Source organism: Candidatus Nitrosotenuis chungbukensis, from assembly GCF_000685395.1.
Taxonomy (GTDB): Archaea; Thermoproteota; Nitrososphaeria; order Nitrososphaerales; family Nitrosopumilaceae; genus Nitrosotenuis; species Nitrosotenuis chungbukensis.
In genome coordinates, this window is the sequence record NZ_AVSQ01000019.1 from 16,481 (window position 1) to 28,879 (window position 12,399).

Annotated in this window: 10 protein-coding genes and 2 rRNA genes; 2 read left to right on the forward strand and 10 right to left on the reverse strand. The window is 45.7% G+C overall.

All coding sequences use genetic code 11. The features are described 5' to 3' along the window. Positions 1-110: 110 nt before the first annotated feature. Together NKMY2_RS07780 and phaC are read left to right on the forward strand one after the other, a co-directional pair. Positions 111-599, forward strand: coding sequence for a poly(R)-hydroxyalkanoic acid synthase subunit PhaE (locus NKMY2_RS07780; RefSeq protein WP_081781895.1), 489 nt, complete (start codon positions 111-113; stop codon positions 597-599). Beyond that, on the forward strand, positions 589-1,653 hold the full coding sequence (gene phaC / locus NKMY2_RS07785; RefSeq protein ID WP_042686876.1) for a class III poly(R)-hydroxyalkanoic acid synthase subunit PhaC: 1,065 nt from the start codon (positions 589-591) through the stop codon (positions 1,651-1,653). Before NKMY2_RS07780 ends, phaC begins: the two co-directional genes overlap by 11 nt. A gap of 20 nt (positions 1,654-1,673) precedes the next feature. On the opposite strand, the gene NKMY2_RS07790 is transcribed toward phaC, so the two are convergent. The 10 genes from NKMY2_RS07790 to NKMY2_RS07835 all read right to left on the reverse strand — a co-directional run bounded on the left by NKMY2_RS07790 (position 1,674) and on the right by NKMY2_RS07835 (position 12,392). Next, positions 1,674-2,090, reverse strand: coding sequence for a hypothetical protein (locus NKMY2_RS07790; RefSeq protein WP_042686820.1), 417 nt, complete (start codon positions 2,088-2,090; stop codon positions 1,674-1,676). Between the two features lie 11 nt (positions 2,091-2,101). Beyond that, on the reverse strand, positions 2,102-2,503 hold the full coding sequence (locus tag NKMY2_RS07795) for an AbrB/MazE/SpoVT family DNA-binding domain-containing protein (RefSeq protein WP_042686822.1): 402 nt from the start codon (positions 2,501-2,503) through the stop codon (positions 2,102-2,104). Between the two features lie 32 nt (positions 2,504-2,535). Continuing rightward, positions 2,536-3,330: an alpha/beta fold hydrolase gene (locus tag NKMY2_RS07800; RefSeq protein WP_042686824.1), complete on the reverse strand. Its 795-nt coding sequence runs from the start codon at positions 3,328-3,330 to the stop codon at positions 2,536-2,538. A gap of 108 nt (positions 3,331-3,438) precedes the next feature. After that, positions 3,439-4,983, reverse strand: coding sequence for a hypothetical protein (locus NKMY2_RS07805; protein ID WP_177316535.1), 1,545 nt, complete (start codon positions 4,981-4,983; stop codon positions 3,439-3,441). 75 nt (positions 4,984-5,058) lie between these two features. Continuing rightward, positions 5,059-5,640, reverse strand: coding sequence for a DNA protection during starvation protein (gene dps / locus NKMY2_RS07810; RefSeq protein ID WP_042686828.1), 582 nt, complete (start codon positions 5,638-5,640; stop codon positions 5,059-5,061). Positions 5,641-5,790: 150 nt separating this feature from the next. After that, positions 5,791-6,765 carry an NAD(P)/FAD-dependent oxidoreductase gene (locus NKMY2_RS07815; RefSeq protein ID WP_042686829.1) on the reverse strand — a complete coding sequence of 325 codons (975 nt, stop codon included), beginning with the start codon at positions 6,763-6,765 and terminating at the stop codon, positions 5,791-5,793. After that, a complete protein-coding gene (locus tag NKMY2_RS07820) occupies positions 6,766-6,996 on the reverse strand; it encodes an Lrp/AsnC ligand binding domain-containing protein (protein WP_042686831.1) in 231 nt (76 codons plus the stop codon). 53 nt (positions 6,997-7,049) lie between these two features. Beyond that, positions 7,050-7,442, reverse strand: coding sequence for a DUF6659 family protein (locus NKMY2_RS07825; protein ID WP_052347632.1), 393 nt, complete (start codon positions 7,440-7,442; stop codon positions 7,050-7,052). A 320-nt stretch (positions 7,443-7,762) separates the two neighbouring features. Further along, a 23S ribosomal RNA gene (locus NKMY2_RS07830) occupies positions 7,763-10,762 on the reverse strand. A 159-nt stretch (positions 10,763-10,921) separates the two neighbouring features. Continuing rightward, positions 10,922-12,392, reverse strand: a 16S ribosomal RNA gene (locus tag NKMY2_RS07835). Together the 16S and 23S rRNA genes form the textbook arrangement of a ribosomal RNA operon. Positions 12,393-12,399 lie beyond the last annotated feature (7 nt).

Sequence of the window (12,399 nt, forward strand, 5' to 3'; positions counted from 1 at the left end):
ATCTATTTATTGCGATCTTTTGTATGCAGTTATTATTGTCACAAGACCCAAAATCCCCCCTGGAGCACTACAAGCACGTTTCGTTGTTTTGGACCGATCTGCTACACCTGATGTCAGGCAAGCCAATTGCCCTATCATCGGTAGGCCCAATGCGAAACTATGCAAATGACCTAAAAAAGGTCGTAACAGAGGTAATCGACTCGTATGACGACATGGTGGAATTCAACCAAAGGCTGGCAGAATACTACAAGCAGTTAAGCGAAACATGGGTAGATGCGCAAAAAAAAGTCGACGCCAAGTCCCCAAGCATACCGCAGGACGTAGAAAACATCGAGGCATACAAAAGGGTCTGGATTGATATTTTTGAAAACGACTTTACCGGTCTGTTCGACTCTGAGAAATTCGCGCAGAACTACGGCAAGATGGTCTCAGCAGAATTAGAATTAACAAAACACTGGGAAAACATCCTAAATGTCATGCTACAATCAATGAAGCTCCCAACTAGAAAGGAAATTGACGAAGTTTACAAGGAAATGCACGAGCTTAGAAGGCGAGTGTCCAAGCTAGAAAAAAAGGAGAATGAAAAAAATGCAGCATGAGTCAATAGACCCAAGATTGGTAGAAGAGTTTTTGAGCTTTACAAAAAACGTCACAGATGCGCCAAAGTTCGTGCCTGCCCCAGACGAAATAACATTAGAGTCCACCCCGTTTGACGTCGTGTATGAGGAAGACAAGGTTCGTCTTTTGCACTTTAGGCCACTTGTTGAAAAACAGGTCAAGATCCCCTTGGTGATCAGCTATGCAATCATAAACAGATACCACATACTAGACATTCAGTCAAAGAAAAGCTGGGTAAGAAAACTTCTCGAGGAAGGCATCAACGTATACATGATTGACTGGGGATCCCCGACTAACATCGACAAGTACCTGGACTTTGATGATTATGTAAACTCGTACATGGACAACTGCATAGACTTTGTAAGAAAAGAGTCCGGAGTAGACAATGTTTCTTTGCAAGGCTACTGTACCGGCGGAACGCTTGCCACCATTTATGCATCGCTTCACCCACACAAGGTGAAAAATCTAATTGCAACAGCGCCAGTAATTGACGGTTGGAAGGACACTACTGTTGTAAGCAACGTAACAAAGCAAATCGATGTTGACAAAATTGTCGACACAATAGGCAACATGCCGCCAGAATTCATGTATTACTGCTTTTCAATCCTAAAGCCCTTTGAGCAGGGGCTGGAAAAATACTACAGATTTTTCAAAAACATCAACGACAAGGAGTTTGTGGATAATTTCCTCAGGGTAGAAAAGTGGCTAAACGATACGCCTCCAATCCCAGGCGAATTATTCAGGCAGTGGATAAAAGACGTCTATCAAGAGAACCTTTTGATACAAAACAAAATGTTCGTGGGCGGGAGGCAGATAGACCTCAAAAAGATAACAATGCCGCTATTCATACAGATTGCTGTAGGAGACCACCTAGTTTCGCCAGAATGCAGTATGCCCCTGTATTACGCAGTTGGCAGCGAGGACAAGTCGCTTAGGATTTATCCGACAGGCCACGTAGGCATGATTGCAAGCTCGTTTTCGCAGAAAAAGGTCCTGCCCGAAATGTGCGAGTGGTTAAAAGAAAGATCAAAATAAAAAAAGAGAAAGATCAGGTTTTAACTTCTTGTTGGTGTGAACGCTGATATCCAGTATCGCATGATATTTTTGTTCATATCTGCGAAAGATTTTGCGTTGTCGTTGAATGTTTTGACGTTTTGTTTTGTTGCATCAATTGCTGCTAAGAATACTTGATTCTGAACAGAGTATGATTTTACAACTTCTTCGTTTGTATCCCTAATTGCTTTAAGTGCTGCTTCTGGAACGGTTGTGTTTATTCCAGCTTTGTTTGCAAACTCTTGCTGCAATGTTACTACTGATTTGATGTTGTTTTCAAATGCCTGAAGCCATTCTTGCTGAAGGTCAGTAATTGACTGGTGATAACTTGGGATTGTCTTTTCGACTCCGTTGAAGAATTTGTCTACATTCTGTATGTACAATGCAAAGATATCTTTTGGTTGTTCTGTGCTACTCATATTTCCACCTCCTATTTTTTCTTTTTATCAATCGGGAGAACAATCACTTGGACTAGATCCCCCTCATTGAGTTTCAATGCGTCACGTTCTGCTTCTGGAATTGAGATTCTGCCGTTGCTTCCAATTGCTGTTTTAAATGCGCCCCACCCAATGAAACCTTGCATCATGTTTCCAACATTGAACATTTGCTCCATTGCTGTTTTTTGCATTGAGGCCATGTTGTTGGCAAAGCTTGTCTGAGTCTCAGACGCTTTTGATGTCATTTCTTTTAGGGTTTGCAGCGGATCGAATTTTTGACTGTTTTCCATCTGTGATGAGAAAGCCTTCATGAACTCGACTTGGGCCTTACCGCCCTTTTGCATCCAATCTTGAAACATTGTGACATAATCGTATTGGTTACTATTACCACTCATTGGTTTTATGTGGTAATCAGAGGTATTTATAGTTACGTGTTGGTTTTCATGAAATCGAGCACGAGTTTTGCAAAATTCTCAGGATCCTCAACATATGGGGTGTGTCCACAGTTTTCCATCTGATAAAATCTACAGTCACGTATTTCCCGGACGAATTTTTCTGCATATTTTACTGGAATGACAGGATCAAGTTCCCCCCACACGACAAGTGTCGGGACCATGATTTTCTCAAGCCTCGTTGTTATTTCTGGTGCGTTTTTCAACCCAAGCAGTGTTGACATGAATGCAAATTTTGCGTTTGGGAGCCTCATTCTTTGAACAAAGTCATCAACGATGTTTTGATTTACGTCCTTATTGTTTCCAGTCATCATTGTAAATGCATTTTTTGCAGTGTTTTGATCAGGGTACAGCGCAGCCATTATGTATGCATCAAGTGCGGGAGTAGACTGCTTCATGGTGCCTGCTGGCGAGACGAGGATCAGTTTGTCCACGGTTTGCTGGTTTGCAGCAGTGTACTCTATTGCGATTTGGCCGCCAAGTGATGAGCCCATGATCATTGTTCTGTCCAGCCCGAGTGTGTCTACAAAAGACGAGACGAACCTTGCAAAAAAGTCCGCAGTGTAATCAGTATTTGGCTTGTCGCTGTATCCAAACCCAATCAGGTCTGGAACAACCACATTGTAATGTTTTCCAAAATACGACAGTATTGGCGCCCATCTTTCTGCAGATGCGCCAAGACCGTGGATTAGGACAAGATTCTTTTTTGATGAGCCTGTTGTAATGTAACGGATCTTGCTACCATCAATATTGACAAATTCTTCTCGCATTGAGTTACCGACAACTCAATTATCGACATAGATAAGTTTTAGCATCGTGTTTGATCGCAGTATACAAGTGAATCAAATATTTGGCACTACGCGAAAAAGCAGGCGGATCTAGATCTTTATCATGCCGTTTTTGATCAAATACGCAATTCCGCTCACAAATTCATCATCAGTAAGAGAATCGTCTGACCACATGCAAGAATTTGTTTTGATCCATTTTGGAATGTCTCCGAGCAGTTCGCCAGACGGCTTTTCAGACACTTGGATTACATTTTGGCGTACGAGATACTCAATTCCCCTCAAAAACTCATTACCAGATATGGAATCATCACACCACCATTTTGCGGTGTTTTTTATCCAGTGCGGAACTAGAGATTGTTTTGCAATTATCGCAATTGGGATTTCGGCTCTCGCAAGCTTGTTTCCGCCCAGGTTTTCAAACTTGATCGTGATGTTGCCAGACGCATCATCTGGTATTGAAACTGGAACTTGGTTCCAATTGTCCCTAAAATCAGTACTGGTTCCGCGGGTTTTGAAAATCGTCTTGCCGTCAGACGCGATGGAAAAATCATACGGCACTGAGACGGTCCTTCCCTGCAAAAAGACATCGTATATTTTGAAATAAACTTGGACGTCATCGCCTGGGGAAATTTGCTCAGGGTTTGCAGTCAGGGTAATTTTGTATTGTACGTTTTCAGTTGTTGCGGAAAGCAAAAAATCGTCAGATTTTGGAAACAGCTCAAAGTCAATGGTGTCAGGCTTTTCTCCCTGCATACCATTGAGCCGCAGTAACTCAGCGTTGTACAGCAAAATGTGAACCGTGCGGACATCCTTTGAAAAGTCATCAACAGTTATCGTTTGGTTGGAAACAAGTATGCCGTTTACAGATGCCGAATACTCTGACACCTGGAGCGAGCCAAACGTTTTTGGAATGAACACCTCTTCGTGGATTACGGACGTTTGGTCTATGTTGGAAACAGACCACTCAAAAGGCATTGAGAATGCAATTGTCTTTGTTTTTGGGTCATATGTCACACGGTCAAGCAGGTCATAATAGGTCACAACTTTGAGTTGTTGTTTTCCAAAATATTTGTCATTTATTTGGTATACCACAACCTCGGGGAATGATATTCCGGCATCAAAGTGCACCGGCGGGTGCGTTTTTGCAGAATAACCCTCTGCGGAAAGAACATCAATTGAGAACTTGTACAGGCCGCCAAGACTGAAAATTTTTCCCTGTGCCTCAACTGTGTTTTTCTGCGTCCCAATGAGGGCATCAAAAAACCCAGCTTTGTTTTTTTCCTCAGATGTCACAGCGTCCTGTTCTGTCGGGATGAGATCAAATATCAGTGCGCCATTACCAGTCGGATAGTCTCCCTCAAAGACGACGCCATTGTTTTTTATGGTCTTAACATGATACACGACGTCCCGTATTGTGATGCCTGTGTTTGCATCAAACATCGAAAAAGTAACTTGCCTACGATTTGTCGCATTGTCCACGTTTGAGCTTATTTCCATTGTGACTTTTCTATCACCCATCATTTTTGGAGGAAGCGTTTCAAATCCAACTCCGTGTCCTGATGCATTGTGTGCAGACATGCTTAGGATAACAACTAGAAATAAAATTCCTGCAAGTAAGCGACCCGGCTTCATCATACCGGGCAATGACGAACAATCATATAAAACAAGTTTCAGATTCTTCTCCAAATACACAAAATGAAAAAAGAGGATCTAACCTAACGCTCGCGAATGTTTGTGAGTGTGAGGCCTTTCTCCTGGGAACTTTCTCCTCATGTGTGCGGAGGGTCTTCCGTAGAGCAGTTCTAAGAACCAAGCTTCGTGTTCGATTTCTTCTCTCAGGATGTCTTTTGCAACGTCGTATGTAGCTGGGTCTTTGCCGTGCGTCATTTGGCATATTTTGTTCCAGTTCACAATTGCTCCCTGTTCAGCTTTGAGGCATTTTTCAAGTATTGCCTTGATGTCAGTCTTGTTTGGAGGCAGTTGCAGGAACTCGCAGCCAGACATTTTGACGAATTCCATTGCATCGTTTGGCAGACTTCCGCCAAGCTCGTATATCCTAGAAAGGCAGGATTCAAAGTGGCTCAGGTCCTCTAGTCGCGCGTCTTCGATTATGCCCTTAATTCCTTCACCCTCCATTCCGGTGCAGTGCATTCGGAGGTTTGTAAAGTAATAGTAGGCAGTGAATTCCACGGATGCGTTGTAGACTAGGAGTCGTATGAGTTCGTCAATGTCGACACCGTTTTGTTTTAGAACGCTTACGCCAACCACGTTTGGTTCGGTTTGATTAACCATGAAACGTACAAAAGACTAGAAAATAAAAAGCAACTGTTTTGACGATTTTTCATTTGCCTTGGGTTTGTCAGACAAGCCAACAAAATGCATGATATATTCGGTGTCTTTTGAGTCAAATAAGATAATCCCAAGTGGCACGTTTTTGATACATCAGTAATGAAACACGGTATCGCCGATTGTCTTTTTCCAGTCTGCGCGGACTCCAGGCTTTCCCTTTAGTTTTTCAACATAATTAAATGCGGACAGGCCTGCTGACGCTCCGTCGCCACATGCAGCTACAATCTGCTTGTACGGGATGTGCGTAGCATCGCCTGCAGCAAATATTGCAGGGTGCGTCGTCTTTCCGCCGACAGATACCTCGATTTCGCCAGAGGCGTTAAGTTTTACAAGATGTTTGACAAAGTCCAGATTTATTTTTGAGCCCATCTCAATGAAAAGCCCGTCAACGTCGACTGTTTTCTCCACGCCGGAATTATCAAGAAGCGTAATTTGTTGCAGCGATGTAGTTCCAGAGATTGACTTGATTGACGTGTTTGGGACAAGCTCGACGTTTTCTTTTTTCTTGATGGATTCTATCATGTCCTTATCTCCGCCCAGTCCGCCGCCTTTGTAAATCACGTACACTTTTGCAGCCATGCGCGAAAGCAAGATTCCAGATTCAAGCAGGTACCCGCCAACACCTACAGTGGCAGTGGTCCTTCCCTGATAGTAGGGAGCATCACATTTGGTGCAATAATGCACCCCTTTGTTTGAAAGCACGTTTTCATTTTCAAGGCCCAAATTGTTGGGCACCTTTCCAGGTGCAAGCACTACGGATTTTGCAAGATATTCTGAGCGCGTCGTCTTTACTTTCAACCCTGCTTCAGTCTCGTCTATTTTTTCCACGGTGTCAAATGTTATCTCCCCCTTTAGCATCAGGTATTGGTTTTCCAGTGTTTTTGCAAGAAGTGGTCCGCTTGACATCATCATGCCAGGATAATTTTCAAGCTTTGGAATCAGGTTCAGCTGGCCGCCAAGATCTTTTGATATGACAAGGCACGATGCCCTCTGTCTTGCCACAAAAATTCCAGCAGACAGTCCTGCAGGCCCTGCACCAATAACGATTACATCGTATTCTTGGACCAACTATGTCACAGATATCAGCGACGTCAGGTTGTTTATTCCGTCAATATTGTGCAGGTGGATATCGATTGTGTTTTTTATTTCCTGCATGTTGTCAGATTCTAGAACAATTAAAACATCATAAATTCCATAAACGGTCCTTACGGATTTGACGGCGGGAGCTTTTTTTGCCTGATCAATTATGTTTTTCTGCAGTTTGTAGTCTACGTTTAACAAAACGTATGCCTCGTTCATAGGATTCGTATTTGCGCATAATTTAAAAAGTTTAGTTGTGTTTTGATGTCTTCTTACGAAACATCGCTGAAAATTTGGACAACAGTGTTTGCCAGCTTTTCAATGTCGACTGTCGGTTCTGCAGATATCAAAAGCACGAACTTGCTTATCGGAAACGGAAAGCTGACAAGTACCAGCTTATCGCGTCTTGCTGCAAGATAGTTGATAGGTCCAAGTGTTTTGTCAAATTCTTTTCGAAGTGTAAGTCGCGATACAAACTCCATAAAGTCGTGTAATCTGGTTTCGCTTCCCTCCAGTGGCTCTAGGCCTTCTTTGAATCCGCCTGCAACCAACTTGCCGTTTTCGTCAATTATGCCTGCAAATCTAACGTATTTTTCGCCGGTAAGGCTTTTGCATTTTGATTCATAGAAAGCATATGGTGATGTCAACGCATACACTGTTTTCATCCGAAATAAAAAACTTGACATTGCACGTTTCCAAAACACGCACCGGTTCAAAAATTATCAATTGGCCATATTTTGCCAGATTTCCAAAATATCGGACAAATTCATCTGCACAGAAATTGCGGCAGAAAATAGAATCGTAAAGTCGTGTATTGCAATCAATTTTTCAATTCCACATGTCACATCATGACGGAAAATATCAGATGAGGCTTGCCGCATGGTTTTATCAAATTAAAAACTGGTAAAACTTGGAATCAAACCTAGTTTACACTAGGTGTTGATTAAATGAATAATCATCGCGTATAGTCTCTATGTAATGTGGCTAACCAGTGCTTTGGTCTATTAGTAATGGCAGGCTCACCACTCGCCGAAGCTTGTGATCTACACCTCCATCCTATCAACGCAGTCTTCTGCTGCCGACCTCCATCATACGAAGGGTTATTTTGTCTCAGGAAGGGTTTCGCGCTTAGATGCTTTCAGCGCTTAGCCCAGATGGCTTAGCTGCCCGGCCTGCCTTGTCAGACAACCGGTAAACCAGTGGCCACGCTGCTCTGTTCCTCTCGTACTCGGAGCAACTTCCCCTCAAATAACCACGCTTCCATCAGGCAGAGACCGACCTGTCTCACGACGGTCTAAACCCAGCTCATGTTCCCTTTTAATAGGCGAGCAGCCTCACCCTTGGCCCCTGCTGCAGGACCAGGATAGGAAAAGCCGACATCGAGGTACCAAACCGCGGGGTCGATAGGAGCTCTCGCCCGCGACGAGCCTGTTATCCCTGGGGTAATTTTTCTGTCACCTCCGGGCCCCAATAGTGGGCACACGAAGGATCGCTAAGCCCGACTTTCGTCTCTGGATCCCGTGCGTTTGGAGATCCAGTCAGTCCAGCTTTTGGCTTTGCCCTCTTCAACGGATTTCTGACCCGTTTGAGCTGAACTTTGGGCCCCTTTGATATCTTTTCAAAGGGGTGCCGCCCCAGCCGAACTGCCCACCTGCACGTGTCTCTGGTCTTCACCAGATAAGCGATACTGCAAACAAAGTCTGGTGTTACAACGACGCTTCCTAACCCCCCGGAGGGGGTTAAGCATGGCTACCAGATACTCTATGCAATGTCAACTATACCGCAAGCACAAGCTGCAGTAAAACTCCACGGGGTCTTCTCTCCCCGATGGAAGATGATGGACTGTTCGTCCACCTTATGTGGCTTCACCGGGTTGTAGGCGGGGACAGTGGGGCTCTCGTTGTTCCATTCATGCACGTCGGAACTTACCCGACAAGGCATTTGGCTACCTTAAGAGAGTCAGAGTTACTCCCGGCGTTAACTGGCCCTTAGCTCGGTTGAACCCAAGTTTTAGGTACCAGCACCGGCCAGGATTCAGTGACTATACAAATCCTTTCGGACTAGCAGTCACCTGTGTTTTTATTAAACAGTCGGAACCCCCTTGTCATTGCAACCTGCTATCCCAATTTCTCATTAGGATTGCAGGCATCCCTTATACCTAAGGTACAGGACTAATTTGTCGAGTTCCCTCGCCTACGGTATACCCGATACTTCTTGGACTTCTCATCCAGTGCACCTGTGTCGGTTCTCGGTACGGGCATAGTGAATCACTCCCTACTCAGTTGTTCAATGTCCCCAAGACTCGAGCAAACTCAGCTAACGCCAAGCCATTCCTCTCTCGGATCGGTTCTCGTCATTACGACACTCCCCGACCCTGGAAGAGTTAGATACAACGACGGTTGTAAATGCCCTATCTTGAAGCGACCAAATAGGTAATAGCGCTTTCCACTAGGTACTTGAATATTAACAAGTTTCCCTTTCGATTAATTCTGTTGAGATTAATCTTAGGACCGACTAACTCCAGGCTGATGACGCATTGCCTGGAAACCCTTGCACTTGCGAAGGTAAGGATTCTCACCTTACTATGCTGTTACTGCCGCCATGATCTGCAATAGCAATCGGTCCACAGGACCTCACGGCCCTGCTTCGACCCAATCACTACGCCAACCTACCATGACTCACCCTAAGGTGAGTATCCAAAGTATCGGCACCGTACTTTAGCCCCGTCCATTTTCGAGGCCACCACGCTCGGCAGGTAAGTTGTTACACACTTTTTAAAGGATAGCTGCTTCTGAGCTTACCTCCCTGCTGTCTTGGCGTAATGACGCTCTTCCGCTTGACACTTAGTACGAATTTGGGGGCCTTAACTTTGGTCTGGGTTAAACCCCTCTCGGTTGCGAACCTTACGTCACGCAAACCCGTCTCCTTACTTCTATAATGCACATCCCTTCGGAGTTTGTAGAGGTGGTGAGGAATTTCTTCCCCGCTCCACCCTAACAGTGCTCTACAGGAAGTGCTATCTCCATAAAGGACACCCTGCGAGATGCTTCGGTTGGAACTAGCGAGCGCCAAGCTAGATTGGTTTTTGACCCCTATCCCCAAGTCAGACAAACAATTTGCACGTTAGAACTGCTTCAGCCCTCCAACGAGCTTTCGCTCGCCTTCAGCTTGCTCAGGGATAGATCGCTTGGCTTCTAGCCTTGCCGTTATGACTCAACGCACTTTCACACGCTTTCCCTCGCGGATGCTGCGGAAATTCGGTTTCCCTTCGCCTCCACCCTGTTAAGGTTTAGGCTTGCCATAACGGTAAGCTCCATGGCCCGTGTTTCGAGACGGAACGGATGACACTGATGACTAGGAACCCAAACCTTCAGCCCTATTGCTAGAACCTCTAGTCTGGAAAAATCATCTTCCATGCCACCCACGTCTGTAACCAGTAGGTTTCATGCACTTTTCACCCCCCTTCCGGGGTACTTTTCAGCTTTCCCTCACGGTACTAGTCCACTATCGGTCTTGAGTAATGTTTAGCCTTAGATGCTACTTTCACCTAAATTCCTTGCCCACTGCCAAGGACAAGTACTCTGGTCATGATAAGATCCGATACCGTTTCACTTACGGGGGTATCACCCTCTATGCCGTTACGTTCCAGAAAACTTCAGTTGCGTTCTCGGATCGTAATATCATAACCGAACACCACATCTCTGCCATGTTGCCATAACAGATTCAGTTTGGGCTGTTTCCGTTTCGCTCGCCGCTACTTGGGATATCTCAATTGGTTTCTTTTCCACATGGTACTAAGATGCTTCAATTCCCATGGTTCGATTGCAACACTTGCGTGCTGCATGTATGTAAAATACAGGATTCCTATTCGGAGATCCCGGGATCATAGGATGCTTGCGCCTACCCCGGGCTTATCGCAGCTTGCCACGTCCTTCATCTCTTCTCAAGCCTAGCAATCCTCCTACTGGCGTCTATGCACTGGTATGATTAGCCACAATATTACACGACTATACACGATGATCATCACGTGTTCCTGGGTGGAACCCGCTTCATCCTTCATACGTCACTTTCATGACGCATTGCATCTGATGGTTTTTTTTATGTGAAGTTGTGCATTCCGCACACTATTCTTTGTCTTTGTCTAAGGAGGTGATCCGACCGCAGGTTCCCCTACGGTCACCTTGTTACGACTTTTCCCTTGTCACTGACCTCAAGCTCGATAATGCCAACAAGACACTACCTCACTAAAAGCCAACTTCAATGAAACGACGGGCGGTGTGTGCAAGGAGCAGGGACGTATTCACCGCGCGGTAGTGACGCGCAGTTACTAGGGATTCCATATTCATGAGGGCGAGTTACAGCCCTCAATCATAACTGAGGTATTGTTTGATGATTGCCTCCTCCTTTCGGATTCGGAACACATTGTCAATACCATTGCAGCCCGCGTGTGGCCCCAGAGTTTCGGGGCATACTGACCTGCCGTGGCCCCTTCCTTCCTCCGCATTAACTGCGGCGGTCCTACTAATTCGCTCCGCTACTCCAGAGAGTAACGGTAGCAACTAGGAGCAGGGGTCTCGCTCGTTACCTGACTTAACAGGACATCTCACGGCACGAGCTGGCGACGGCCATGCACCACCTCTCAGCTTGTCTGGTAAAGTCTTCAGCTTGACCTTCATTCTGCTGTCGCTCCGGGTAAGATTTCTGGCGTTGACTCCAATTGAACCGCAGGCTTCACCCCTTGTGGTGCTCCCCCGCCAATTCCTTTAAGTTTCATACTTGCGTACGTACTTCCCAGGCGGCAAACTTAACGGCTTCCCTGCGGCACTGCATTGGCCACAAGCCAATGCATCACCGAGTTTGCATCGTTTACAGCTGGGACTACCCGGGTATCTAATCCGGTTTGCTCCCCCAGCTTTCATCCCTCACCGTCGAACGTGTTCTGGTACACCGCCTTCGCCACAGGTGGTCATCAACAGATCAAAGGATTTTACCCCTTCCTATTGAGTACCGTGTACCTCTCCCACTCCCTAGCTGTCCAGTATTTTCGGCAGCCTATACGTTAAGCGCATAGATTTAACCGAAAACTTAAACAACCGGCTACGGATGCTTTAGGCCCAATAAACCTCCTGACCACTCGAGGTGCTGGTTTTACCGCGGCGGCTGACACCAGAACTTGCCCACCCCTTATTCATCAGTGGTTCTATGACTAACAAAAGACTTCTTTAGCAGAAGACACTCGGATTAACCTTGTCGTGCTTTCGCACATTGCAAAGGTTTCTCGCCTGCTGCGCCCCATAGGGCCTGGGTCCGTGTCTCAGTACCCATCTCCGGGCCCCTCCTCTCAGAGCCCGTACCTGTTATAGCCTTGGTGGGCCATTACCTCACCAACTAGCTGATAGGCCGCAGTCCCATCCTACGGCGATAAATCATTTGAGCCACAAACCATTCCAGGCATTGTGGCCTATCGGGGATTATTCTCAGTTTCCCGAGGTTATCCCCATCCATAGGTTAGGTTAACTACGTGTTACTGAGCAGTCTGCCTTGTATTGCTACAACGACTCGCATGGCTTAGTACCAATCCGATAGCAGTCAGGTCCCGCAGGATCAACGGGATTCATTTTT

What these genes read in the sequence shown, in the direction of transcription:
- NKMY2_RS07780 (WP_081781895.1), top strand. Translation starts at nt 111, where the DNA reads ATGTCAGGCAAGCCAATTGCCCTATCATCGGTAGGCCCAATGCGAAAC.
- phaC (WP_042686876.1), top strand. Translation starts at nt 589, where the DNA reads ATGCAGCATGAGTCAATAGACCCAAGATTGGTAGAAGAGTTTTTGAGC.
- NKMY2_RS07790 (WP_042686820.1), bottom strand. Translation starts at nt 2,090, where the DNA reads ATGAGTAGCACAGAACAACCAAAAGATATCTTTGCATTGTACATACAG.
- NKMY2_RS07795 (WP_042686822.1), bottom strand. Translation starts at nt 2,503, where the DNA reads ATGAGTGGTAATAGTAACCAATACGATTATGTCACAATGTTTCAAGAT.
- NKMY2_RS07800 (WP_042686824.1), bottom strand. Translation starts at nt 3,330, where the DNA reads ATGCGAGAAGAATTTGTCAATATTGATGGTAGCAAGATCCGTTACATT.
- NKMY2_RS07805 (WP_177316535.1), bottom strand. Translation starts at nt 4,983, where the DNA reads ATGATGAAGCCGGGTCGCTTACTTGCAGGAATTTTATTTCTAGTTGTT.
- dps (WP_042686828.1), bottom strand. Translation starts at nt 5,640, where the DNA reads ATGGTTAATCAAACCGAACCAAACGTGGTTGGCGTAAGCGTTCTAAAA.
- NKMY2_RS07820 (WP_042686831.1), bottom strand. Translation starts at nt 6,996, where the DNA reads ATGAACGAGGCATACGTTTTGTTAAACGTAGACTACAAACTGCAGAAA.
- NKMY2_RS07825 (WP_052347632.1), bottom strand. Translation starts at nt 7,442, where the DNA reads ATGAAAACAGTGTATGCGTTGACATCACCATATGCTTTCTATGAATCA.